The organism is Methylobacterium sp. C25 (assembly GCF_021352225.1).
Taxonomy (GTDB): Bacteria; Pseudomonadota; Alphaproteobacteria; order Rhizobiales; family Beijerinckiaceae; genus Methylobacterium.
Map to the genome: position 1 here is coordinate 184,824 of NZ_JAAUVI010000002.1, position 24,552 is coordinate 209,375.

Here is a 24,552-nt window from a genome sequence, read left to right on the forward strand (position 1 = left end):
CGCCGGAACCATCGTCACGTTCAGTTCTCCTGTAGGCTCTCGCGCAAACGCGAGACCTGGGGCTTCAGGGCTTTGCAGGTCAGATTCCGCTCGAATGTCTCGACCGCCGTCAGGTTCGGTGCCGATCTGAGGCGGGTGAGCGCCTTGGCCTCGTCCTCGCAACTCGGCGCGGAGCGATCGCTTCCCAGTGACACGGCAACGGCTGGAGTGCTCGTGGTGGGCTTCGTCGAGGGGGCGGCGAGTGACGCCTTGGCGCCGTCGGACGAGCCGGTGCTTTCGAGAAGCCGTGTGACCTGCGGCCGAAGTGCTTCGCATGTCAGGTCGCGCGCGAAGGCGGCGATTTCCTCCGCCACCTGCCGATCCCGCAGCATGGCGAGGGTTTCACGGTCGCGCTCGCAAGCGCTCCGCGGTACGACCTGAGCCACTTCTGGTTTGACCTCGACGGGGTCGTGCCGCCGCGCTTCCACCTTGACTGCTGGCGCCGGCTCTACGCCGGGGCGCTTGGGTGTCACCTTGGGGAGGTCGGCACGCGTCGCCACCGCTGGAGCCGGATCGTCCGGCAACTTCTGAAGCTGCGCGCGTGCGAGATCGGCCAGAAAGCCCGTGGGATGCGCTCGCAGGAAGTAATTCCAGGCATCCCGCGTTCCTATCCGATCCGCGAGCATGTAGTCGCGCGAACCGTCCGCGCTCGGATCTGTCTGCAAGACCGCTGGAGCCGGCTTTTCCGGAACGAGGCTAACCGTCGAGCCGCCGAGCGAACCGTAGACGAAAGGCTCCTGCTTGCCGCCCGTATCGCGCACGACGTCGTCGCGGACGCGGCCGAGGGCGACGCGGATGTCGAGGCCCGGTGTTGTCAGATGCTTGAGCAGCGCCGTGGTAAAGGGCGAATGATCCGTCTGGCCGTCATCTGCCACTGAGCCCGCTCGGGCGGCATAGGCGACGAGCGTATCGCTTGCGGCAGGCTCGACCTTGCCGAGACCCGCAGTAATCCCGCGCAAACTCACCGTCCGCTGCATCTGCGGGATGAAGGGGTTGTCGCGGCAAGCATCCAGGATGATGAGCCGCAGACGCCGCGCCGGCTCGACGGCGCGGATGATCCTCTCCAGCAAAACGCCTTCGTCTTCGGCGTCGAAATCCGTCTTGAGCCGCGCATCGACGGGGATGATGTAGTTGGCGCCGTTCACCTCGATCCCGTGCCCGGCGAAGAACACGACGGCGATTTCGGAATCCTTGGCAGTCCCGAGGAATGCGCGAATGGCGCGCTTTAGTTCCAGGCTTTCGAGGTCTTGCTTGAGCTCCACCTTCGTGAAGCCGGCCTTCTTAAACATTTCCGCGACGGACGAGGCGTCGCGCACCGGATTGGAGAGAACCGGCGCGTTGCGATAGGCCGAGTTGCCAATCACCAGCGCCACTCGTCGCTCGGACGCCTGCGCCTCCAGACCGGCCGGGGACAAAATGGAGCAGGCCAGCGCCAGCACGCGCAAGAGCCAGCCAGTCGTCGATTGGGCGCGCGAAGCCGGTCGCGAGGCTGCTCGTTCGTCGATCATCGCCGGCGCTTATGACGTTTGCGCCGCGGTGCCTGTCCGGATGCCGTGACGTTGACCGTGATCGGCTTCGAGACGACCGGTGGATCGTGCGCGACGTGGTTCTCGTCGGCCAGGACGAGCTGCAGCCTGTGCTGGCCGAGCGGCAACGAAACCTTCGCCTCGGTCTGCCCCGCGCCAAAATGGAGATGATTGGCATCGTTGGGAATCGGACGATCGAGCGGTGGCAGATCCGTATCGATGAGGAGGTGATGATGGCCGGTATTCGCCTTCGCGAAGCCTGCCGGTGCGACGCCCATGTTCTCGAGGCCGAACCGAATCAGCGGCGTGCGCGAGACGTAGCCGCCGTCGCGCGGGCTGACGATGTAGACCTTGGCGTCCTTCGGCGAGGGATGCCGGGCGCCCTTCTGCGCCGTCGTGGGTTCAGAGGCCGCGGCCTCCTTCACGATGACCTTGATGCGCTCCGACATCACGGGCGGTGAGTGCGGGATGTGCTTGTGGTCGGCCAGCAGGAGTTGAAGCGTGTGTTCGCCTGGCGGCAGGTCGAGCGTCGCCTCAGTCTGGCCAGCGCCGAAATGCAAGTGGTTCAGATCGTTCGGGATCGGCTCGTTCAGCTTTGGCAGGTCTGTGTCGATGAGCAGATGGTGATGGCCCGAATTGTCCTTCTGCAGGCCGGCCGCCGTCACGCCCATCCCGCGAAGGCCGAAATGCACCACGCTCGAGGGCGGAATGGTTGCGCCGTTCTTGAGGTCGATGAAGTACACCGCCGCGCCGGGCGGTGACGCACTCGGACCGGCCGGCTGTCCACCTTGGGCCAACACCGCGCCGGACTGCACAACTAGTACAACCGCGAGCCAAAAGGTTTGCCGCATCGCTATTCGGTGCACAGCATGGTTCCCGGCGGTCACGACTGAGGGATACAGTCTCCGCAAGACTTTCGTCCCGACGGAACACAATGGCAAGCCGTCACCTATGCAGACCTCACGAATCCTGTCACTTTCCGTGGAGGGTTGTCGGGCGCGCGTCGAGGATCTGCGGAAGACATGCGGAAGAGGTTGGCGACGGGACTGGCGTTGCTCCTGCTGCTGGTAATCTCGGCGACGGTTCACGTCCGTGCCCAGCAGCCGCCATCAGCCGATTCGGGTTCTCGCATCGCCTTGCTGCTCGGCAATGACCTCCAGGGGATCGGCGCTCAACTCGGTCGGCTCGGCTTCGCCACAACCATGATCGAGAATGCCGACAAGCGGCGCATGGCCGAGGCAGTGCGCAGCTTCGTCGCGAAGGCCCGCAACGGCTCGACGACCCTGTTCCTGTTCCGCGGCGCGATGTTGAGGCTGGGCCAGTCGAATATTTTGTTGCCCTCCGACGCACGGGGCGGCTCGGAGGAAGCGGCGCGGTCCGCCGGGATCGACCTGAACGCGATCGAGAGCGATCTCTCCCGCCGGGGCGCGTCGATCAAGATCATCATCGTCGACGCCCCGCGCAGCGGAGCCGTGGTGGAAGCCTTCGGGCTTCCGCACGGGCCGCCCGCAGCGCTGGAACTGCACGAGGGAACGCTCGCGATCGTTAACGCGAGCACGGACTCGCAGAAGGGCTCGCAGGGTGCGGCCGGCGACGCTGCCGATCCCTTCCTGCCGGAGCTTCAGCGTCAGACGGCCATCGCCAACGTGACACTCGAGCAGGCCTTCGCCAAGACGCGAAACGCCGTCGCCAAGGCCACGGCAGGCCGGCAGGTTCCCTTGGTGTCGTCCTCCCTCTTGAGTGACTTCTACATCACCGCGAACGTGCCGGCGGCCGCGCCGTCATCGAGCGGCGCTGCCACAGATGCCGACGCGACGGCGAAGGCGGCCGCCCCGCAGGCAGGCGAGACCTTCCGGGATTGCGACACTTGCCCTGAACTTGTGGTCGTTCCCTCCGGCGAATTTGCGATGGGCTCGACCGACAGCGAATTCGAGAAGCCGCAACACCGCGTGACGCTGGCGAAGCCCTTTGCCGTCGGCCGCTACGAGGTCACCTTCGCACAATGGGATGCCTGTGCTGCTGCCAAGGCCTGTCGCGCGGACATCGACGACCATGGCTTCGGGCGCGCCGATCGGCCGGTCATCGACGTGAGCTGGGACGAGGCACAGGTCTTCGTGAAATGGCTGTCGTCACAGACGAAACAGGCTTATCGGCTGCCGAGCGAAGCCGAGTGGGAATACGCTGCGCGCGCCGGGTCGCGTTCGGTTTTTCCCTGGGGAGCGGCCGCCGGCAACGCCAAAGCCAATTGCGACGACTGCTCCAGCAATCCCTCACGGACGACATTGCCGGTCGGCAGTTTCCGGCCGAATGCCTTCGGGCTGTTCGACACGGCCGGTAACGCGGCCGAATGGGTCGACGATTGCTGGAACGGCTCCTATCGGAGCGCCCCGTCGGACGGCTCGTCCTGGCGCACCGGGCAGTGCCAGATGCGGGTGCTTCGCGGCGGGGCATTTGCCAACAAGGCCAATGCGGCGCGCTCGTCCGCAAGGTTCCGCTACGATCGCGATGTCCGCTACTACACCAACGGGTTCCGCGTCGCCCGCGACCTATAGACGTGCCCGCTCAATGACGGCGTCGCCGTCTCCGGCGGCTCGATCCCTCCTCGCTCGAACCTCCGACGTCGAAGCTCGCGCTCTGCCGCCCTCCGCTGCGTGAATAACGGCTGCGCCGACCTCGGCGTGGAGTCTCATCGATCACGGGCTCTTCGAGAGCCGGCATGCCGGCAATGGCCGAAGGGGTTGGCGGCGGCACGGTGATCGCGGGGCCGCCGCCGGAATCGTCGCCTCCGGATACGCCCTTGGCGGCGGGGCCAAACATCGCGAGGCACTGATTGTAGGCCAAATCGTTCTTAAGCCGCTCGCAATCGGCGACGGAGCGTGGCGCACCCTGTGCCCAGGCAGCGGAGGCGAGCAGTGGCAGCAGACCTGCGGCACTAAGGGCAAGGATCGTCGATACGGGCAGACGGGGCATCGGGCGCGGTCGGCTCCGAGACTGATGGGGCGAGTTCGCGGCCTTCTGGAGAGGGAGTACGGCGAAATAAGGAGGATCAGGCAGGATCGTCCGGGCGCTCCATCCAACGGATCAGCGGCATCAGGGGAAAAATCCAGGCGATGCCAAGGATCGAGTAGAGAAATGCCTGCACCAGAGCTGGCGTCTCAGCGATGCGGCTGTCGGCGAGCGCCATTGCGAGCGGCGCATAGACGATCACGAAAGCCAGGATCGCGATGGTCCCGATCAGGGCGCGGATGCGGCGGGGCATGAGTCGGGTCCGAAGGCGTGTCTCGACGATGAGGGCAGGCCTAAAGCGCCTGTGCGAGCCTGGCAACGCATGTGGTTGCCGCTGCGACCCCGTCGGCGTTGCTCCGCGACCCACGCCCGGCCTAAAGCATCCCGACATGCCGGAACGTCCGGCGCGCGCCTTCAGACACCGCCGAGCCTCATGCCTTCTTCCCCTATCCCCGCCACCCGGGCCGCGGCCATCCGCCCGCATCGCCGTATGGTGCGGATCTGGCTCTACGTGCTCGCCGGGCTCGTTGTCGCGATGGTGGCGCTCGGCGGTGCGACCCGGCTGACCGGATCGGGCCTGTCGATCACAGAATGGAAGCCGGTTACCGGCGCGCTCCCGCCACTCTCGGCGGCAGACTGGGCCGCGGAGTTCGAGAAGTATCGCGACACGCCTCAGTACAAGATCCTCAACGAAGGCATGGGCCTCGATTCCTTCAAGGCGTTGTACTGGTGGGAATGGGCGCATCGCTTGCTCGGGCGGCTGATCGGCCTCGCATTCTTCCTGCCGCTGATTGTGTTCTGGCTTCGGGGCGCACTCGATAGGCGGCTCGGCCTTGGCCTCCTCGCGCTCGGCGTGATCGGCGCGTTCCAGGGCGCGATCGGCTGGATCATGGTGGCGTCCGGGCTCCAGCCCGGCATGACGGCGGTGGCGCCCGTGAAACTCGCGCTGCATCTCACGACGGCGAGCCTGATCCTGGCGGGTCTCGTCTGGCTCGCCGCCGGCACCCGCTCGACGGTGCTCGCGCCGGCGCCGGGACGCATCCGTGCGGGAGCCGTTGTGCTCATGGTTCTGGTTCTCGCCCAGATCGCACTCGGCGGCCTCGTCGCGGGCTCCCATGCCGGGCTGGCCTACAACACCTGGCCGACGATGAACGGCCGGCTCGTGCCGCCATTGGACACCCTGTTCGCGACGGTGCCCTGGATTGAGAACTTCGTCGACAACCTTACCCTCGTGCAGTTCAACCACCGGATCGTGGCTTATCTCGTCGTCCTCGCAGCGATCCTGCACGCGCTCGATGCGCGACTGAGCGCGGCCGGCACGGGCGCGGCGCGTCGGGCGGCAGGCGTCGCGATCCTGACGCTCGGACAAATGGGGCTCGGCATCGTCACGCTGTTGCTCGCGGTGCCGCTTTGGGCGGCACTCGCGCACCAGGTCTTCGCCATGGCGGTCCTGACGATGGCCACCGCCCATGCGCGGCTCAGCCGGGGCCACGATGCGGTCGCGGCGGCGGATGAGGCCGCCGTGCCGTTTGGCTTCGAGCAGCTCGCCGGCCGTCCGATCTGACCGCATAGCCCGTACCGTTTCGGGACTCCGCCGCGGCATGCCTCATGCAAGCTCCGCAAGGAGACCGGCGGAAGATCGGACTGTAGCGCCTTGCCGAACGCGGCAATGCGCTACAGGGCAGTACTCGTGCCGCACTGCACACGCGGCTCGAATCGGTTGTTCGTTCGAGCTTTGCACTGTGTCAGTGCAGCTCGGTATTCCGGTCGCGGAACAACTTGGACGTCTTGTGATTTATGATTGACCGATCGATGAGGAGCTTCAGATGTTCCTGGCGGAAGATGGAAGGCCGCTCGCGCTGACTTGGCACTACACCCGCGAGGAGCTGCGGGCCGATGGGGCCGTGCATCTTCTCGGGGTCGCCTTGGGCACCATTGGTGCAATCGCGCTCATCGTCATCGCCACCCTGACGCATCTTGGCTGGATCGCTCGGGCCTCGGTCCTGATCTATGCCGGCGCTCTCGTCGCCATGCTCGGCGTCTCCGCCGCCTACAACATGTGGCCGGTCTCGCCGCGCAAATGGATCCTGCGTCGGGTCGATCACGCCTTCATCTACCTGATGATCGCGGGGACCTACACGCCGCTCGTTGCGCTCGTCGGCAACGGCCCGGTTGCCTGGAGCCTGCTCGGGCTGATCTGGACCGTGGCTGCGATCGGAATCGCCATAAAGCTGCTGATGCCGGGCCGATGGGATCGCCTCTCGATCGTGCTCTATCTCATGCTCGGCTGGAGTGGCGTGCTCGCCTACGAGTCCACGATCGCAAGCCTTTCGCCGGCGGCCCTCTGGATGCTCGCCATCGGCGGACTGCTCTATTCCTTTGGCGTGGTCTTCCACGTCTGGCGCAGCCTGCCGTTTCAAAATGCGATCTGGCACGCCTTTGTGCTCGCGGCGGCATGCTGTCACTACGGTACGATCGTCACCAGCGTCCTCGCCGCCGGTAACTGACGGGCCCGTTCAGCCTGGGGCGGCTTCGCTGCCCTCGCCGAGACAGTCGAGCGCGCGTTCCACGGCGCCCACCGCTTCGAGCAGTCCCTGAACCATCGCGTCCACCTCGCAGGCGGGGCGGTTCATCAAGGCGGCCCTTTCGGCCAGATCCTGCAGCCCGTCGAGCGCGGCAAACAGATCGTCGGCAACCGAAACAACGTCGCAGCGCGGCCTGACGGTGACGGGTGCCGGACGGCGGAAGGGAACGACGTTGCTCATGGGGCGAGCCTTTCGCGATTTCGCCCCATTCTGCCACCGTCCGCCCGGCTTCCTCCACACGAATGCCGGGGTCTCGTGGCCTAACCCCCCGACTTCCGATCAGCGTGGTAAGCCCCGAGTGGCCTCTCGACATCACATCCAAGCGAAACCGTTAGGGAACGGTACAGAGTTGCTTGACGGAGACAGCGCCGGGTCGCAGGCCTGATGCGGACGATGGGATCCGTCCGATAGCGATCAGGCCATGCAGCTTTGCACGGTCGTTGCGCGACGGCCAGCGAGCCGCACATCTTGTTAACGGGAATCCACTGATGCGCCTGACCCTCGCCCTCTTCGTCGCCGGACTGGCCATGTCTGCGCTCTCCGGCTGCAACAGCACCGATTCCGGACCGGGCGGCAGCGGGCTCTCGGAGAGCTTCAACCCCGACAACTACCGCCGCTCGAGCAACACCAACGGCACACAGACTCGCCCTGACGTGAACCGCCAGTTCACGCAGCCGACGCTGCCGACGATCTCGAACCGCGGCTTCTGATCCGGGCGACCGGCGCGGCAGGGCACGGCATGAGAGGTTTCTCGATCGACGAGGGTGCCTGCGGCGCGGGAACCGGCTCCTACGAAGCTGGGCTGCTCACGCTGCCGGACGGCATGGCGCGCGGCGTCGAGACGATCGTGCGCCTGAGCCCTCATGCCGCGCCCCCCCGCAGCAGCGCCCTGCCGGGCTTCCTTGGAAACCTGCGCGAGGCATTGCCGGCGACGGGCGGTCTCGCAATGCCGGCGCGGCTCGCCGTTTCGACGGTGCGGGCCGGCCTCGGCGTGATCGAGGAGGGACTGACGCCTGATTCGACACAGCCCGCTGTGATCGACATCGACTTTGCCGACGGCACCACCATCGTCGCGCGGATGCGGCCGGAACTGATCGCCTCGCTGCGCCGGGATCGCGAGGTCGCCCTCGGCGCCCTCGATAGGGCTTCGCGCGGCGAGCCGCGCGCAGCGGAGGAGACCGCAGAGGCGCAGGAGGCGAGCGAGGCGCTTACCTCGATCTTCCGCTACGAGAAGCGCAATGGCCGCCTCCGCCGGGTCACCGAACCAGACGCAAAGGGCTGAGAAGCGATCAGTTCTTCGCCAGGGCCTCGGCGAAGGCGCTGATCCGGTTGCGGGAATAGGTCGGAAGTCCGGCGCTGATCGAATTGCCGGTGTTGAACGACGAATTGCCCATCAGCACCTGCACCGGGAGCAGGTTCTTGAGCACCGGCACGCGTACATATTCCTGTTTGCGGTCGAGCACGTCGGCCTTTACCGCGAGCGCCATGTAGGTGGTCACCACCGACTTGCCCGGATCGTTCGGCAGCGGCTGCACGACGGCCAGGAAGTTGCCGAAGCGCAGGATCTGGTTGACCCAGAAGATCGTCTGTTCGAGGCCGCCGGCGACCGGCGTGTCGATCTTCGTGAGCGCGTTGAGGCCGGCTGCCTCGCCGGGCTGCAGCACGCGCAGCTCGCTCTGGAACGAGACGAACTCGGCGACCTTCTTGGTCGAGCCGAGTTCGAGCTTGTTGGCGAGCCGGACGCCGAGCGGCAGCTTGCCTTCGAGATCGTAGCGCGACTCCAGGCAGACAGTGCTCGGCGCATCGCACCAGGCCCGGTCGGGACGTTTGGCAAAGGCGGCGGCTGGATCCTTGGTCGGGGTGACGTCGGCCGGGTTCAGCGCCTTGTGGCGGATCGCACCGTCCATCTTTGAGACGAAGTCGAGGGTGGCGTAGCGCGACACGTCGATGGCGCCGGGAGCCTTGTTCACGACGAAGCGGCCTTCCGCGACGTAGACCTTCAGGGTCTCGTGGCGCTGCTTCGTCACGCCATTGAGCGTCTGGCTGTAATCGGGCTCGGCGTAGCCCGGAAAAGGCGCCAGCGCCGCCGCCTCGGCGGGCCGTGTCTTGACCCAGTCATTATAGGAAATGAGCCCGCTCTCCGGATTGGTCGAGGCCTTGTCGCGGTAGTCCGTGAATAGGATGGTGCCGGGTTTGAGCGTCGCAACGTCGGTCGGGTCCAAGGCGCCCACGTCCTTCACGTTGGACGGCACGGTCGCCGAGGGCGCGGGGGGCGCCTGCAGCTTGATGGTCTCCTGAGCGTCAGCCGATCCAGCCGCCGCGAGGGCGAAGAGAAGGGTCGCCGAAAGCTGCTTCAGCACGTCGAATCCTTGGGGCTGTGAAGGCTATGCGCGGAGGCGCCGCTCAGTAGCGCGGATCGTCTCCGAACAGGTAGTCCGGATCGCGACGACGCGGTCGCGGGTAGCTGTCGGCGTCATCCCCGAATGGAGAAGGCTGAGCCTGACCATAGCGGTTGTGCCCTGGCCAGTTCTGATAGGGGTCGTAGCGCTGCTGCGTGCGCCGCGACGCATACGGATCGGTGTCGTTCCGGGCAAAGGGATCGAGCAGGTCGCTGCCATTGCGGCCGGCCCGGTTGCCGTAATAGTCGCCAGCGACGTCGGCGCCATCTTCGGAGTTGCCGTAGTCGCCGTCTTGGGAATCGGGCCGCATTGCGTACATCGTCTCGCGCGGCACGAGGTTGTACTGCGTGTCGGCAACCTGGCCGTTCTTCTTTCGGAAATGCTCGAGGAAACCTCCGCCGGAGAGCCGCTGCCCGCTCCTCGGATCGATCGGCAGGTCGGCGATCTGAGTCAGGGTTTCGGGCGATGGCGGCGCGAGCACGGTGCGCGGCACGCCATTGGCCCAGGCCGCCTGGAAGATCGACTTGGCGATCGGCACCGAAACATGGCCGCCGGTCTGGCCGCGGCCGAGCGTCTTGCGGATGCCATCGGCATTGTCGTAGCCGACCCAGACCACGACGCTGATCTCGTTGGTGAAGCCGGCGAACCAGGCGTCGTTCTCGTTCTCCGACGTGCCGGTCTTGCCGGCGACGTATTGTGAGATGCCGGACATCGCGGCGGCCGTGCCGTGCTGGGTCACGCCCTGCAGCATGGTCTTGAGCTGGTAGAAGGCGACGCGGTCGGCCGAGCCGATCCGCACCGGCGCCTTGGCCGGGTGGGTGAAGACCGGCTTGCCGTCCTTCTCGACCGATTCAAGAGAATAGGCGCTCGGGCGTGCACCCTCGTTGGCGATGGCGGCGTAGAAGCTCGCGAGGTCGATCATCCGCACTGGCTGCGCGCCGAGCACGAAGGGATAGTAGTTCTCGCACTCGGCGTAGAGTTGGGCTTCGAGGGCGATGTCGCAGACGCGCTTGAGGCTCTGCGGCGCCTTCTCGGCGATGCCGCCCTGGAGCAGGCGGGCGGTGACGAGGTTCTTCGAGAATTCGAGGCCGCGCCGCAGGGTGGTCGGGCCGGAGCCGCCGCCGTCGTAGTTTTTCGGCGACCAGGAATCCCCTGTCCCACCGATCGGCGGCAGCGTCACGGGAGAATCCATCACCAGGGTATTGGGCTGCAAGCCGGCATTCAGGGCCGCGAGATAGGTGAGCGGCTTGAGGGTCGAGCCGGGCTGACGGACGGTCTGAGTCACGCGGTTCAGCTGGCTCAGCGGGTAGGAGAAGCCGCCGGTCATCGCCAGGATGCGGCCGGTCTTGTTCTCCAGCACGATCGCTGCGCCCTGCACGGCCGGGCGGACGCGCAACTGGGCGCGCGGGGCGCGGGCGGACGGATCGACGAGCTTCACCCGCACCGCGTCGTAGAGCTGAAGCCGTCCGCGCGCAGCACCGGCATCGAGGCTCGCGACGCGCCCGTCCGCGAGGCCAACCTTGGTGCCAGCCTTGCCTGTGGAGAGGACGACCGCCAGCGGCCAATGAACGTCGTAGAGCACGGGCCGCGCCATTTCGAGGGCGCGCTGCCAGGCGGGTTTCGGACCGGCCGGCTTCGGAGGAAGCGGCTGCTTGAGGGCCGCCTTCCTGCCGCGGGTGGGTGCCGGCTCGGGCGGTGGCGGAGGCGGCAGCGCCGTTTCCACGGTCGGAGGCATCGCCTCGAACTTCTTCACGGCCTCGGCGAGGTTCATCTCCGGTCCGTCAAAGAAAACCCGACCCGTCCCGCGCTCGTAATTGGCGAGGCCATCCTGCAGGGCCGTCTCGACGGCTCTCTGCAGGCCGGAATTCACGGTGGAATGCACCGTGTAGGAGGTGCTGGTCAGCGATTCCAGGCCGGCGAAGGTGCGCGCCTCACGGCCGAGATGCTCGACGAAGTAGAAGCCGGCATCGCGGCGGACCTGCTCGAACGGCTTGATGCCGAGATCGCTCTTCTGTGCCTCGGCGAGCTGCTCCTCGGTGATGACGCCGTCCTCCTTCATGCGCGAGAGGACGTAGCCGCGGCGCTCGCGGGCGCGATCGGGGTACTTTTCGGGGCTGTAGTAATTCGGGCCCTTGGGTAGGCCGGCGAGGAGCGCCGCCTCGGCCACGCTGAGCTGCGCCACCGATTTCCCGAACCAGCTCCTGGCCGCCATCTCCACGCCGTAGGAGCCGCGGCCGAGATAGATGCCGTTGAGATAGAGGCCCAGGATCTGTGGCTTGGTCTGGATCTGCTCCAGCCGCGCCGCGACGATCATCTCGCGGATCTTGCGCTCGTAGGTGACGTCGTCGCCCACCGAGAGGTTCTTCACCACCTGCTGCGTGATGGTCGAGCCGCCCGCCGGGCGCCCTGGCGAGGCGAGGTTGCCGATGAAGGCGCGGATCACGCCGCGCTCGTCGATGCCGTGGTGCTGGTAGAAGCGCTTGTCCTCGGCCGCGACGAAGGCCTTCTGCACCATCTCCGGGATCTCGCCGATGGGCAGCACTCGGCGGCGTCCGTTGGTCTCGAAGGCCTCGGAATAGGTCTTGCCGGAATTGTCGAGGATGGTGCTCGCGCCCGGCAGCTTCGTATCCTTGAGCGCCTCGGCGGAGGGCAAGTCCTTCACCGCGTTGTTGTAGAACTCGATCACCGCGCGGGCGTCGAAGGGCGAGTTCGTCGGGTTCTCGCCCTTGCAGAACTGCTTGTAGCTCGTGTTCAGCTCGGCCAGATCGAGCCCGTGCAGAATCTTGGGCGCGTTGTCGCCTGCGACCGAGGACGGGTCCTCCATCGCCGTCGAGATCAGCTCGTCGAGATTGATGTCCTCGATGTCGAAGGCCTTGCGCATGTGCGCGCAGCCGTCGCGCAGCACCTGCACGACCTGATCGCGGTCCACCACCGGATCGAACTGCGTCTTCACCGCGTCCGGCCGCGTCGTGACCTGGCTGAGGGTCAGCGCGGTCGCGAACAGCTTGATCAGGATGGCGTTCATCGAGCGATGGGCACCGGTGCTATGACGCAAACGAAGGCGCCGTCCGAGGACAACGCCCGAGCCTCCATATGCGGTGCACAACGCGGCTGTTTTAAGGTGCCCGCGTCGGCGTGCCGGACATTGCGTGCAGCCGCGCACAGGCGACCGTTAAGAGGTGATCTACTGATCTCATCTGTCGAGAGGCCGATACGGAATCTTCGACCCGCGATGTTTCCCAGTGTTTACGAGCTCGGAGACCGTCATGACCCAGCGCATGATCGCCCTCGGTGCCGCTCTGACCTTCGCGGTCTCCTCGATCGCCCAAGCGGCCCCCCTCCCCTCGGCATCCGCCACGGTCGCGACGTCCGCTGCCGCACAGGGCGCCACGACGACCTGGGTCGACCCGCCGGCGAAGATTGCCGCCAAGCCGCTGCCGAGCGCCCCGGTCGCTTCCCAGACAGCGACCGGCCAGGGCCTCGCGTCCGTCAAAGAGCCGGCCAATACCGAGCCGGTGCAGGAGCCGGCGGCAGCGCAGGCCGCCGAGACTCGGAAGCATGCGCGGGCGTCGCGGCGAGCCGCTCCGGCTCCCGTGCGCCAGGCTGCCAAGCCGCGGGTCGTGCGTACGGTGCGCTATGCCGCTGGCGAAGGCGGCGCCTGGCGAACCGGGCGTGACAGCTTCGGCTTTTCCGGCTTCTTCGGCGGATGCCGGATCAGCGGCTTCGCCGGCTCGAACGGCTACCGCCTGAACCGGTTATGCTGATCGCCGGGAGCACCGCAGTCGCGGGTGCATTGCGCCACCGATCCGGCTAAGGAGACCGAAGGTGCCGAGCACCGGCACGCCACCGATCGGACGCCCATGACGGGAACGCTTCGCGCCGGGATCATCCCGGTCACGCCCTTCCAGCAGAACTGCACCCTGATCTGGGACGATGCGACCAAGATCGGTGCCGTGGTCGATCCCGGCGGAGACCTCGACCGGATCGAGCAGGCGATCCAGGGCCAGGGCCTGACGATCGAGAAGATCCTGCTCACCCACGGCCATATCGACCATGCTGGAGGCGCGGCCGAGCTAAAGGAGCGGCTGGGCGGCGTGCCGATCGAAGGGCCGCACCAGGCGGACCGCTTCCTGCTCGACCGGCTGCCGCAGACCGGCGCCGAATACGGCATCGCGGGCGCCCGCCAGGTCACGCCGGACCGCTGGCTCGACGAGGGCGACCAGGTCACCGTCTCGGGGCTGACCTTCGATATCCTGCACGCGCCGGGGCATTCGCCGGGTAGCGTGGTCTTCATGAGCGGAGACGAGCGGCTGGCGCTCGTCGGCGACGTGGTATTCCGCGGCTCGGTCGGCCGCACGGATCTTCCCGGGGGCAACCACGAGCAGTTGATCCGGGCGATTCTCGATAAGGTGCTGCCGCTCGGAGACGACGTGGCCTTCATCCCGGGGCACGGGCCGACCGGAACCCTCGGTGAGGAACGCGAGACCAACCCGTTTCTCCAGGGCTGAGACCAGTTCCAGCAGATTTTCTCCGCTGACCCCGGCGGTGACGAGCGTGTGTGAAGCGGCCTGATCGGCCTAGCGGCGCGCCCGACACGGTTGCCGAAAACTAATGCCGGCGGCCCGTAGGAGCCGGTCGAAAATCGATGCATTCGCAAGGCGGAACGCCTATATCAGCCGGGCACACAATTCGCAGGCGCGCGCCCGGCGCACCACCCTCACGTCGCCGGGCCGGATGATCCTTGAGCGAACACCTCGCCTGCTAGAGGAAGTTCATGTCCGACAACGAGAATCCCGCCGGCGCCGAAGAGTATGGCGCCGAGTCGATCCGAGTGCTTAAGGGCCTCGACGCCGTCCGCAAACGTCCCGGAATGTATATCGGCGACACCGACGACGGCTCCGGCCTCCACCACATGATCTATGAGGTCATCGACAACGGGATCGATGAGGCGCTCGCGGGGCATGCCAGCCTCGTGACCTTGACGCTCAATGCCGACGGCTCGGCCACTGTCTTCGACAACGGCCGCGGCATCCCGGTGGACATCCACAAGGAGGAAGGCGTCTCGGCGGCCGAGGTCATCATGACCCAGCTCCATGCCGGCGGTAAGTTCGACCAGAACTCCTATAAGGTCTCGGGCGGCCTCCACGGCGTCGGCGTCTCGGTTGTCAACGCGCTCTCGCAGTGGTTGCGCCTGCGCATCTGGCGCAACGGCCAGGAGCATATGATGGAGTTCCGCCACGGTGAGGCCGTGGCTCCGCTCGCCGTGGTCGGGCCGGCCGGCGACCGCCGCGGCACCGAGGTCAGCTTCCTGCCATCGACCGACACCTTCACCATGGTCGAGTTCGATTTCGGCACGTTGGAGAAGCGCCTGCGCGAGCTCGCCTTCCTGAACTCGGGCGTCCGCATCGTCATCGTCGATGCACGCCATGCCGAGCACAAGCGCGAGGAGCTCTGCTACGAGGGCGGCGTCGAGGAGTTCGTTCGCTACCTCGACCGCTCCCGCAAGCCGATCGACGGCGTGACCAAGCCGCTCGTGGTGCTGGGCGAGCGCGACGGCATCCGGGTCGAATGCGCCCTGTGGTGGAACGACTCGTTCAACGAGACCGTGCTGCCCTTCACCAACAACATCCCGCAGCGCGATGGCGGCACCCACATGGCGGGGTTCCGCGCGGCGCTGACCCGTCAGCTGACCGGCTACGCGGAATCCTCTGGCATCGCCAAGAAGGAGAAGGTCTCGCTCACCGGTGATGATTGCCGCGAGGGACTGACCGCGATCATCTCCGTGCAGGTGCCCGACCCGAAATTCTCCTCGCAGACCAAGGACAAACTGGTTTCCTCCGAGGTGCGCCCGGCGGTTGAGAACATCGTGAACCAGGGCCTTGCGACATGGCTCGAGGAGAACCCGTCACAGGCGAAATCCGTGATGGGCAAAGTCGTTCTGGCCGCGGCCGCCCGCGAGGCAGCCCGCAAGGCCCGCGAGACCATCACCCGCAAGGGCGCACTCGACATCGCCTCGCTGCCCGGCAAACTTGCCGACTGCCAGGAGCGCGATCCGACCAAGTGCGAGATCCTGCTGGTCGAGGGCGACTCGGCCGGCGGCTCGGCCAAGCAGGGCCGCGACCGTACTTTCCAGGCGGTCCTGCCGTTGCGCGGAAAGATCCTGAACGTTGAGCGCGTGCGCGCTGATCGGATGCTGTCCTCGGCCGAGATAGGAACGCTGATCACGGCGCTTGGCGCGGGCATCGGCCGCTCCTCGACCGACCGCGAAGGCTTCAACGCCGAGAAGCTGCGCTATCACCGCATCATCATCATGACCGATGCGGACGTGGACGGCTCCCACATCCGCACATTGCTGCTGACCTTCTTCTTCCGGCAGATGCCGGAGCTGATCGAGCGCGGCCACCTCTACATCGCGCAGCCGCCCCTCTACAAAGCCGAGCGCGGCCGCAAGGTGATCTACCTCAAGGACGAGCGGGCTCTCGAAGACTACCTGATCGACCAGGGCGTCGAAGGCGCGGTACTGCGGCTCGCTTCCGGGACCGAGTTCGGCGGCGAGCAGCTCAAGGTGCTCGTTGAGGAGGCTCGCAGCTTCCGCAGCACCCTGCAGGCTCTGCACACGCGCTACGACCGCTCCGTCGTGGAGCAGACGGTGCTTGCGGGTGCCCTGTCTCCCGAGATAGCCGAGAATGTCGGTGAAGCCGAAGCCCTGGCCGATGTGGTGGCCAAGCGCCTCGACCGGATCGCCGAGGATATCGAGCGCGGCTGGGTCGGCGAGGCTAGCGAGGGCGGCTACGCCTTCAGCCGGACTCTGCGCGGTGTCCGCCAGGTCTCGAGCCTCGACGCCTCGCTGATCTCGTCGCAGGAGGCCCGCCGGCTGCATTCGCGCGTCACGGCGCTTCGCGAGATTTACGACGAGCCCGTCACCCTCGCACGCAAGGGCGAGGAAGAAGTTCTTCATGGTCCCGTCGCCTTGTTCGAGACCATCATGGCCTTTGGCCGCAAGGGCCTGCAGCTCCAACGCTACAAGGGCCTGGGCGAGATGAACCCGCACCAGCTCTTCGAGACCACCCTCGATCGCGAGACCCGCTCGCTGCTCCAGGTGAAGGTCAAGGACAGCCAGGATGCCGACGACCTGTTCGTGAAGCTGATGGGCGACATCGTCGAGCCGCGCCGCGAGTTCATCCAGGAGAACGCGCTGAGCGTGGCGAACCTCGACGTGTAGTCGCCGCGAGCCTCACGGTTTGGAGGCGGCCGGCTGCTGATTGTCTCTGCCGGCCGCGACGTTAGACGCGGCGCGGGCCGCACGCGCCATCGCGATCAGATCGGCAGCCGTCAGCGTCGTGGCAGGCAGCCTTTTCCCGCGCGCCACGCCGGTTGGGATCGGAGGGCTCGCCGGCACTGCGCGTCGCGGACCGGGCCAGAGAAGAATCCGCATCCGGACGGCCTTGCCTTCTGTCCGCTGTCTCATCGCCGTGCTCCTTGCTGGAACGGCCAAGCTAGTGCCCCACCGACGTCGAACCATGCTTGACAGAGCGCAAGGTGGTGCTTCGCCGGCGCAAAAAGTGCTTTCCCCTGCGTGTAGCCAGGGTCTTTCCGGTTCGGTCGAATGCCGCGTGCGGCATTAGCCTGGCGCTTACCCTGGTTTTGGAAAGATCGTGCACGAGCCGCTTTGCGGGGGCGAAGGCGCGCCCTCCTTAACCGTCGGCCCACGCATCGTGCTGCAGGACTCTCGAAGCCGGCCAATGGCCGTCCGTCGAGGGAGCACGCCGTGGTCGCGTCCGCACATTCGCACAAGCCCGCTCAGGTCGATCGGGTCCTGCACGTGTTTCGTGCGCCGATCGGCGGCCTGTTTCGTCATGTCGTCGATCTCGCGCGCCTTCAGAGCGAGGCGGGGCATCTCGTCGGCATCGTCTGTGACTCGACGACGGGGGGAGGCCGCGCCGAGGAAGCTCTTCGCGAGCTGATGCCGTACCTGGCGCTGGGCGTGACCCGGATTCCGATGCGCAGGAATCCGCATCCGTCGGATCTCTCTGCGTTGATGAGCGTCCGGGACGTTGCCGAACGCATCCGCGCCACCATCCTGCATGGGCATGGCGCCAAAGGCGGTGTTTACGCCCGCCTCGCTCCCGTGCGCACCGATGACGGCGTACCGGGGCCGATCCGCGCCTATACCCCGCATGGGGGCAGCTACAATTATCGGCCCGGCAGCCTGCCGCACCGCGTCTACATGGCGGCCGAGGGTTTCCTGGCGCGGCACACCGACGTCTTCCTGTTCGAGAGCGAGTACGTCGCCTCGCGCCACCGGACCTTCGTCAGCGAGCCGCGATGCCAGATGCGCATCGTCCATAACGGGATCAGCGAGGCCGAGTTCGTGCCCATCGTCCCTGCCGACGCGCAGCACGATCTCGTCTATGTCGGCGAACTGCGCGAGGCGAAGGGCATCCCGTGGCTGCTCGATGCGCTGGCTTCCCTCCGTAGCCAGGGGCGCGCCTTGCGGCTCCTCATGGTCGGCTCGGGGCCGGATGCCGAAGCGGTGCGGGCTCATGCGGCGCGCCTGGGCCTAGCCGAGGCTGTCACGTTCGAGCCCCCGCAGCCGATCCGTCCCGTGCTCGCGCGCGGCCGGCTCATGGTGGTCCCGTCACTGGCGGAATCCCTCCCCTACGTCGTGCTGGAGGCGGCCGCCGCCGGACAGCCGCTCGTTGCCACGAATGTCGGCGGCATTCCCGAGATCTTCGGACCGAGCGCCTTCGATCTGGTTCCGCCCCGAGACGCCCACGCATTGGCCGAGGCGATCGCAAAGGTTCTCGATGCGACACCGGAGGCTAGAGAGGCTCGCTATGCCGCTTTGAGCACCTTCGTGCAGGCGCGCTTCTCGATGAGGCGCATGGGCGCCGATGTGCTTTCGGGCTACGCCGCGGCCTTCGCCGCGCGGGACGCCGCCCTGCCGTCCGGCGCCGAGGCTCGCGCAACCGCCCCGCAATCGGCCTGATTGCGGCGGCCCCATTAAACCTTCCGAGAGCGTCGGCGCGCTAGGCTCGCCAGCCGGCGCGTCACTCCCCTCGCGCAAGAGCCTGGACGTGAGCCATGAGTGCTTTCGGAGTTCGTGATCTGCTCGACGTGGCGGGCGCGCCCGGCACTGCTGAGCGGTCCGGTGCGGAGGATCGGATCGCCCATATGCAGGGGCCGCCCGCCTCGGCCCAACCGCCGGCTGAAGCACTGGCGCCCGTCCTGAAGGGCCCTGCCCTGACACCTGTGGTGCTGGTAGGCTGCGTGCGCGGCCTCGAGATCCTTTCGCTCGTCGTGCTCGGCTTCGTCGTTCAGCAGATCACGCTCGGCGGCGTCGTGCCGCTCGGCTGGTCCTATGTCGCGGTCATCCTCGCGATCGCGGGCCTTGCAGGCGCCGCCTTCCAGATCGGCGGCTGCTATCGGATCGCCGCCTTCCGCAGCATCGCGAAATCCTTCGCGAAGCTCGCGTTCGGTTGGTCGCTCGCCTTCCTCGTCGTCGCGACCGCCATGGTGCTCACCAAGCTGTCCGACCACTATTCGCGGATCTGGCTGGCGACCTTCTACGCAGGCGGCCTCAGCCTGCTGACCGTTGGTCGCGTCGTGCTCTTCGTGTTCACCGGCGTGCAGATGCGCAAGGGCCTCTTCGACCGCCGGACGGCGATCGTCGGCGGCGGTCCGGCCGCGGAAGAACTGATCCGGTCGCTGGAGGCCTCTGCCGACAGCAGCATCCGCATAGTCGGCGTGTTCGACGATCGGGGCGATGCGCGCTCCAACGATGTTGTCGCCGGGCACCCGAAGCTCGGCAACGTCAACGACCTCGTCGCCTATGCAAGGCGTGCGCGTATCGACCTGATCGTCTTCACGATTCCGATCTCGGCCGAGACGCGCATCCTGCAGATGCTCGCCAAGCTCTGGGTGCTGCCGATCGACATCCGGCTCTCGGCGCACGCGACGAAGCTGCGCCTGCGCCCGCGCGCCTATTCCTATCTCGGCGCCGTGCCGGTGCTCGATGTGTTCGACAAGCCGCTGGCCGACTGGGACGTCATCCTCAAGAACGTGTTCGACAGGATAGTCGCTGCTCTGGCGCTGATCGCCTTGGCCCCGGTGATGCTCAGCGTGGCACTCGCGGTGAAGTTCGGCTCGAAGGGACCGGTGCTGTTCAAGCAGAAGCGCTACGGCTTCAACAACGAGCTGATCGAGGTCTTCAAGTTCCGCTCGATGTATGTCGACCAGGGTGATGCCGGCGCCGCCAAGCTCGTGACAAAGGGCGACCCTCGCGTGACGCCGGTTGGCCGCTTCATCCGCAAGACCTCGCTCGATGAGCTGCCACAGCTTTTCAACGTGCTGAAGGGCAACCTCTCCCTGGTCGGTCCCCGGCCGCATGCGCTGCAGGCCAAGGCCGCCAACACGCTCTACGATCAGGTCGTCGACGGCTACTTCGCCCGCCACAAGGTCAAGCCGGGCATTACCGGCTGGGCCCAGATCAACGGCTGGCGCGGCGAGACCGACACCTCCGAGAAGCTGCAGCGCCGCGTCGAGCACGACCTGTACTACATCGAGAACTGGTCGATTCTGCTCGACATCCAGATCTTGGCGACGACGCCCTTCGCGCTGCTCAAGACCGAGAACGCTTACTGAGGAAGGGTGTCGGCAAGCGCTCGGCGAACTCGAGGCAAGTCAACGAAAAGGGGCGCGGATCGTGAGATCCGCGCCCCTTGCCGTCCGGTGGGAATTGTCGGCCGCTGATGCGGCTCGTTGCTCTGGTGACGATCCCCCGCCGAAGGGCGTTTCGATGTTAGCGGATGACCTGCACCAGGGCCGAACCGGCCGGGCTCATGAGCTCCTTGGCGTCGATGGTGCCGTCGTTGTCCGGATCGGCAGCCTTGAACAGGCCGAGCGCGAGGGCGACGTATTCCTTCTGGTCGAGCGTGCCGTCGTTGTCCGGGTCGGCCTTCTTGAGGTCGGCGGCGGTCAGGCGGCCGTCGAGCTCCTTGGCGTCGAGGGTGCCGTCCTTGTCCTTTTCGAGCTTGGCGAACGCGGCGGCGGCAGCCGTCTCGACTTCCTTGGCGTCGATGGTGCCGTCTTTGTCGGGATCGAAGGCGGCGATGTCGACCTTGGTCATGGTCGGGGCGGCGGCGAGCGGGGCGGCAGCGCCGAGGGTGACGATCGCCGCGAGAAGAGCGGCGCTGGTGAGCTTGATGGTCATGAAGGATCACTCCGGAGAAAGACGGCCACCGTAATGGCCAGCTTGAGACAACCGGTTCGAAGCCTCTTGCCGATGCAGCCTCATGCTGCAGGGCGCGGCCCCGACCTAACCTGGGTTGCGTAACTTGCCCGGGAGCATTTGGCAATAGCGATAAGGTATTTCTGGACCTTACGGGAGATCAAGCGTGGCTGCGGCCGTCCGCGAGATCAAACGTAAACGGCGCGGCTCCGGGGAGCCGCGCCGTCTGGTCGTTCCGTCTTGTCCGCTCAGTATTTGCGGATGATCGGCTCTTCCATCGGAACCGGATCGTCGCCGAACCGGTAGCGAAGGCCGGCATAGATCGACAGCGGCTGAGCTAGCGTCGTCGTGCGCGGATCATTGATGGGGTAACGGTTCGCGACCGTGCCGCCCTCAAGATATGTACCGAACGTTGCGTACTTGTTGTTGGTCAAGTTGGTGATGAGACCAAAGACCTGCAGGTTCCGCGTGACCTGGTAGGACGTGTTCAGGCCGAGCACGTAGTAGGCAGGCAGCGGCTTGTTCAGGTTCGACTCGTCGCCCCGATAGTAGGAGGACGAGAAGGCCTGAACGTTCATGCCGACACGCCAACCCGGCAGCACCATATAGTCGAATCCGGCCTTGATCTGGTGAGCCGGGATCAACGGCACCTTGTCGCCAGGCCTGACGAAGATCGCGCCATCGGCATCGGACGAGGGGTTGTTCGGCGAAGACAGCGTTCCGTTGAACTGGAACGTCGCGTCGACCAGAGCGTAGTTGGCGTAGAGAGAGAGATCGCCTCGCGAGTACTCGGCACCCACTTCGAAGCCCTGGCGACGGGTCGACGGCACGTTGACGTAGTAGCCGCGAGCCGCATTGCCGGGGGTGGCAAGCTGCAGGATGTCGTTGGCGAGATCGTTGCGGAAGGCGCCGATCTTATAGGTCAGCAATCCGCCGTCGTAGAAGTTCGGGATCGCACCACGGAAGCCCACCTCGTAGTTCTGCGCGGTGACCTGCTTGAGCGGCGGGTCGGCGACGAGCGAGTTCGGCAGGAGGCAGGGACGATCGGGATTCGAGCAGGCGAGCTCGAGCGGCGTCGGCGTGCGGTTCGACTCCGAGTAGCCACCATAGAGCGACATGAAGTCGAAGACCTTGTAGGTCAGGCCGGCGACGGGGTTGATCTTCGTAAAGTAGTGCGTGCCGTTGACGTCCGGTGAGAAGCCGGTCTGATCCGTCGCGGTGATCCGCGAGAAGTTCAGTCGGCCGCCGGCGGTAAGGGACAGTCGATCGGTGAGATCGATCGTGTCGGTGGCGTAGAGGCCCATCGACAAGGACGACCCGATCACCGAGCTCGGCGCGATACCGAGCGCGGCAGCCGTCCTCAGGAACTCTGTACCGAGGCCGGGGATGTTGCCGTAGGTCGGGTTGACGGGATTGGTCGTGACCGAGAGATCCGGGTTGATCACGCCGAGCGTGCTCGACGACTTGAACGAGTAATCCGCCGCGTCGATGCTGCCGCCGACGACGAAGCTGTTTCCGAAGCCGAACACGCGGTCGCGGTTGGCCGCCTGGAGCGAGCCGCCATAGCCGGTCGCCTCGGTCTTGGTCACGTCGATTGTGCCGTAGGGAACGCCGGCCGTGAACGGGATACCGTTCGCCGGAGTGCCGCGGCCGAGCATCAGGAACTGATTGCGGAACTGGGCCTGGGTCTGGCCCGGGGCCGGCGAGAAGCCGTCATCCTCGAAGCAGAGGCGGCCGCGGAAGTTGGAGCGGGTGCTGCAGTTCTCGAAATTGCCGTCGTTACCGTCGACATACTGGTTGCTGAAGCGACGGAAATAAGCGTTTCCTGCGAGATCCCAGGTCGGCGAGATGTCGACGCGACCCGTGACCTGCATCGTGCCCATCTGGGTCGTCGTGGTCTGCGGATAGGTGAAGATTGCGCGCGGATCGACTTGAGTGAAGTCGACCGGGGTCGCAGCCGCGGCACCGAAATACGTCCGGGCGAAGTTGCCGATCAGGTGGAATTCCGAATCCTGGGTCCGATAGCCGAGGTCCGTGTAGACGCGGCCAATCGTGCTCGGGCTCTCGTAGCGCCAGCCGCGATCGTTCAGGCCGTCGCCATTGAAGTAGAAGCTCCAGTCGCCGATCTGCTTGCCGTATTGCAGGCCGCCGCCGATACGGGCGTCCGAGCCACCGAGCGCGGTGACTTCGGTTCCCTGCCAGTTGAAGCCGTTCTTCATCTGGATGTTCACCGCGCCGCCGAGCGCGTTGAGGCCGAAGACCGGGTTCGAGGTGACGACGTCGATGCGCTGAATCGCCGAGGGCGGGATCAGGTCGAACTGAACGGTGTCGCCGAAGGCTTCGTTGACGCGCACGCCGTTCTGGTAGACGGCAAGGCCCTGCGCAACGCCCTGAACCGGCGATGCGGTGAAGCCGCGGTAGTTGACGTCGACGCGGTTGTTGCTGCCCTGCGAGTCGGTAAGGCTCAGGCCGGGCGTCACGCGAGCGAGCGTCGCCACCGCGTTGAACGTGCCGGTATCCTGCTCGAGCTGCGATGCAGTGACCGTCTCGACGGTGCTCGGGATCTTGTAGAGTGGCTGGGCGCCACCACGTAGGCGCTGCTCTACCGGAGCCGTCTGGCCGCCGGCCGGACCCGAGGCAACCACCCCGCGCCGTCCAATCCCGGTTCCCGATGACGCGCCGACGGGCGTCGTTGCGACAACAGAGATCTCGTCGAGAGTCGCCGATTCCTGAGCGTAACCCGCTCCTGGCAGTAGCGCGACCGAAGCAATCAGGCTGCTCCGCAGCACACGCATCGTCATTTTCCCCAGCCCCTTTTTTGGCGTCCCCGTTTTCGGGGTGTGCCGGGACTTTTCACGGGGTTGGGAAGCTCAGCAATTGCTGCTGCGGCACATTGCAGCCGGTAATAAGCGATTTATCAGGAATGATGGGCGCGCGTGGCGCTCGCGCAACATATTTCTGGAGAGATTTCAGTGGCTTAGGGATAATTAGGCAGTTTGTCCGGGATGATTTGGCAACCGTTTGAGATGTCTGAGAGGCTGCTCGTTTCGCAAATGTTACCGCCGTAATCGCGGACAGCAGCACCCGAGCCGCTTGCCGAATCATTCGTGCAAGCGCTCAGGCAAACCGGACTAAGCCTCAGAGTTTCGCCTGTATCTTCCTGGCGATTTCGCCGAGCCGCTGCTCCAGCAATGTCGGCACCTCGCAGACGTAGGTGACGGACTTGTTGCGCTCGTCGAAGATGCGGCGGTCCCAGTTGAAGGAGTTCTCGAGGTCGGTGCCCTCCTTGGTTGCAACCTTTGTCGCGTCTTCGGCCGGCCCCTCTCTCGTTTCGCTGATCTTGTCGGCCTCCTCACGGATGCGCTGGGCGAGACGGTGCTGGCCCTGTGCATAGCGGACGATGCCCGAAACGATGGTGTTGCGCTCGCCGTTGATCACCTCAAAGACGCCGGCAAAGACGCGAGTCAGCCGCTTGTCCTTCTCGTCCTTGTCCTTGATGTCCTTGGTGAAATCGTCGATCAGACCGTCGACATCGTTCAGCTCGGTGCGCCGCGAGGCAAGTTTGCGCGCAAACTGCGCCGCTTCGCGATCGTTGCCCCACTCGCCGGCTGCCGCCAGATCGGGGCCGGTCCAGAACGACCCATAACCGAGCGTTGAAACCTTGCGCTGGGCGCAAGGCCAGTCGGGATCGGGCTTCGGTTGCGCAAGGGCCGGTATGGCGACGGCCATCAGGCCGAAGCTTGCGAGAAGAAACGGACGGTACATGC

The 24,552-nt window shown here is 66.0% G+C and carries 21 protein-coding genes; 10 read left to right on the plus strand and 11 right to left on the minus strand.

Going from position 1 to position 24,552, the window contains the following annotated elements:
* Positions 1 to 20: 20 nt before the first annotated feature.
* Entirely contained in the window at positions 21 to 1,547 is a 1,527-nt protein-coding gene (locus HCU64_RS07170) for a caspase family protein (RefSeq protein WP_233383148.1), read from the minus strand.
* Positions 1,544 to 2,416, minus strand: a complete 873-nt coding sequence (locus HCU64_RS07175; protein ID WP_233383149.1) for a DUF4399 domain-containing protein — start codon at positions 2,414 to 2,416, stop codon at positions 1,544 to 1,546. The genes HCU64_RS07170 and HCU64_RS07175 overlap by 4 nt, the downstream gene beginning before the upstream one ends.
* A 171-nt stretch (positions 2,417 to 2,587) precedes the next feature.
* Here HCU64_RS07175 and HCU64_RS07180 point away from each other — a divergent pair, with 171 nt between their 5' ends.
* On the plus strand, positions 2,588 to 4,117 hold the full coding sequence (locus tag HCU64_RS07180; RefSeq protein WP_233383150.1) for an SUMF1/EgtB/PvdO family nonheme iron enzyme: 1,530 nt from the start codon (positions 2,588 to 2,590) through the stop codon (positions 4,115 to 4,117).
* Positions 4,118 to 4,127: 10 nt separating this feature from the next.
* Here HCU64_RS07180 and HCU64_RS07185 read toward each other — a convergent pair whose 3' ends face one another.
* Both HCU64_RS07185 and HCU64_RS07190 read right to left on the minus strand, forming a co-directional pair.
* Positions 4,128 to 4,535 (minus strand): hypothetical protein, encoded by a 408-nt coding sequence (locus HCU64_RS07185; RefSeq protein ID WP_233383151.1) that lies wholly within the window; start codon positions 4,533 to 4,535, stop codon positions 4,128 to 4,130.
* Between the two features lie 76 nt (positions 4,536 to 4,611).
* Positions 4,612 to 4,824 carry a DUF2842 domain-containing protein gene (locus tag HCU64_RS07190; RefSeq protein ID WP_233383152.1) on the minus strand — a complete coding sequence of 71 codons (213 nt, stop codon included), beginning with the start codon at positions 4,822 to 4,824 and terminating at the stop codon, positions 4,612 to 4,614.
* A gap of 180 nt (positions 4,825 to 5,004) precedes the next feature.
* Here HCU64_RS07190 and HCU64_RS07195 point away from each other — a divergent pair, with 180 nt between their 5' ends.
* Both HCU64_RS07195 and trhA read left to right on the plus strand, forming a co-directional pair.
* Positions 5,005 to 6,135, plus strand: a complete 1,131-nt coding sequence (locus HCU64_RS07195; protein ID WP_233383153.1) for a COX15/CtaA family protein — start codon at positions 5,005 to 5,007, stop codon at positions 6,133 to 6,135.
* 262 nt (positions 6,136 to 6,397) lie between these two features.
* A complete protein-coding gene (gene trhA / locus HCU64_RS07200) occupies positions 6,398 to 7,078 on the plus strand; it encodes a PAQR family membrane homeostasis protein TrhA (protein ID WP_233383154.1) in 681 nt (226 codons plus the stop codon).
* Positions 7,079 to 7,087: 9 nt separating this feature from the next.
* Here trhA and HCU64_RS07205 read toward each other — a convergent pair whose 3' ends face one another.
* Positions 7,088 to 7,336 carry a hypothetical protein gene (locus tag HCU64_RS07205; protein ID WP_233383155.1) on the minus strand — a complete coding sequence of 83 codons (249 nt, stop codon included), beginning with the start codon at positions 7,334 to 7,336 and terminating at the stop codon, positions 7,088 to 7,090.
* Positions 7,337 to 7,644: 308 nt separating this feature from the next.
* On the opposite strand from HCU64_RS07205, the gene HCU64_RS07210 reads away from it, so the two are divergent.
* Positions 7,645 to 7,866: a hypothetical protein gene (locus tag HCU64_RS07210; protein WP_233383156.1), complete on the plus strand. Its 222-nt coding sequence runs from the start codon at positions 7,645 to 7,647 to the stop codon at positions 7,864 to 7,866.
* A 29-nt stretch (positions 7,867 to 7,895) separates the two neighbouring features.
* Entirely contained in the window at positions 7,896 to 8,438 is a 543-nt protein-coding gene (locus tag HCU64_RS07215) for a hypothetical protein (protein WP_233383157.1), read from the plus strand.
* Positions 8,439 to 8,445: 7 nt separating this feature from the next.
* Here the strand turns inward: HCU64_RS07215 and HCU64_RS07220 are convergent, their stop codons facing one another.
* Positions 8,446 to 9,516 carry a hypothetical protein gene (locus tag HCU64_RS07220; RefSeq protein WP_233383158.1) on the minus strand — a complete coding sequence of 357 codons (1,071 nt, stop codon included), beginning with the start codon at positions 9,514 to 9,516 and terminating at the stop codon, positions 8,446 to 8,448.
* A gap of 43 nt (positions 9,517 to 9,559) precedes the next feature.
* Complete coding sequence (locus tag HCU64_RS07225) at positions 9,560 to 12,580, minus strand: penicillin-binding protein 1A (RefSeq protein WP_233383159.1); 3,021 nt, start codon at positions 12,578 to 12,580, stop codon at positions 9,560 to 9,562.
* Positions 12,581 to 12,821: 241 nt separating this feature from the next.
* On the opposite strand from HCU64_RS07225, the gene HCU64_RS07230 reads away from it, so the two are divergent.
* The 3 genes from HCU64_RS07230 to gyrB all read left to right on the plus strand — a co-directional run bounded on the left by HCU64_RS07230 (position 12,822) and on the right by gyrB (position 16,777).
* Positions 12,822 to 13,319 (plus strand): hypothetical protein, encoded by a 498-nt coding sequence (locus HCU64_RS07230; protein WP_233383160.1) that lies wholly within the window; start codon positions 12,822 to 12,824, stop codon positions 13,317 to 13,319.
* 96 nt (positions 13,320 to 13,415) lie between these two features.
* Complete coding sequence (locus tag HCU64_RS07235; RefSeq protein ID WP_233383161.1) at positions 13,416 to 14,063, plus strand: MBL fold metallo-hydrolase; 648 nt, start codon at positions 13,416 to 13,418, stop codon at positions 14,061 to 14,063.
* Between the two features lie 266 nt (positions 14,064 to 14,329).
* On the plus strand, positions 14,330 to 16,777 hold the full coding sequence (gene gyrB / locus HCU64_RS07240) for a DNA topoisomerase (ATP-hydrolyzing) subunit B (RefSeq protein WP_233383162.1): 2,448 nt from the start codon (positions 14,330 to 14,332) through the stop codon (positions 16,775 to 16,777).
* Between the two features lie 12 nt (positions 16,778 to 16,789).
* Here gyrB and HCU64_RS07245 read toward each other — a convergent pair whose 3' ends face one another.
* Positions 16,790 to 17,023, minus strand: a complete 234-nt coding sequence (locus HCU64_RS07245; RefSeq protein ID WP_233383163.1) for a hypothetical protein — start codon at positions 17,021 to 17,023, stop codon at positions 16,790 to 16,792.
* A gap of 300 nt (positions 17,024 to 17,323) precedes the next feature.
* Between HCU64_RS07245 and HCU64_RS07250 the strand changes: the two genes are divergently transcribed.
* Positions 17,324 to 18,544, plus strand: a complete 1,221-nt coding sequence (locus tag HCU64_RS07250; RefSeq protein WP_233383164.1) for a glycosyltransferase — start codon at positions 17,324 to 17,326, stop codon at positions 18,542 to 18,544.
* 95 nt (positions 18,545 to 18,639) lie between these two features.
* A complete protein-coding gene (locus tag HCU64_RS07255; protein WP_233383165.1) occupies positions 18,640 to 20,199 on the plus strand; it encodes an undecaprenyl-phosphate glucose phosphotransferase in 1,560 nt (519 codons plus the stop codon).
* 157 nt (positions 20,200 to 20,356) lie between these two features.
* Here HCU64_RS07255 and HCU64_RS07260 read toward each other — a convergent pair whose 3' ends face one another.
* From HCU64_RS07260 to HCU64_RS07270, 3 genes are all read right to left on the minus strand, one after another.
* Positions 20,357 to 20,767, minus strand: coding sequence for an EF-hand domain-containing protein (locus HCU64_RS07260; RefSeq protein ID WP_233383166.1), 411 nt, complete (start codon positions 20,765 to 20,767; stop codon positions 20,357 to 20,359).
* Positions 20,768 to 21,033: 266 nt separating this feature from the next.
* Positions 21,034 to 23,586, minus strand: coding sequence for a TonB-dependent receptor (locus HCU64_RS07265; RefSeq protein ID WP_233383167.1), 2,553 nt, complete (start codon positions 23,584 to 23,586; stop codon positions 21,034 to 21,036).
* Between the two features lie 337 nt (positions 23,587 to 23,923).
* Positions 23,924 to 24,550, minus strand: a complete 627-nt coding sequence (locus tag HCU64_RS07270; RefSeq protein ID WP_233383168.1) for a hypothetical protein — start codon at positions 24,548 to 24,550, stop codon at positions 23,924 to 23,926.
* Positions 24,551 to 24,552: the final 2 nt, after the last annotated feature.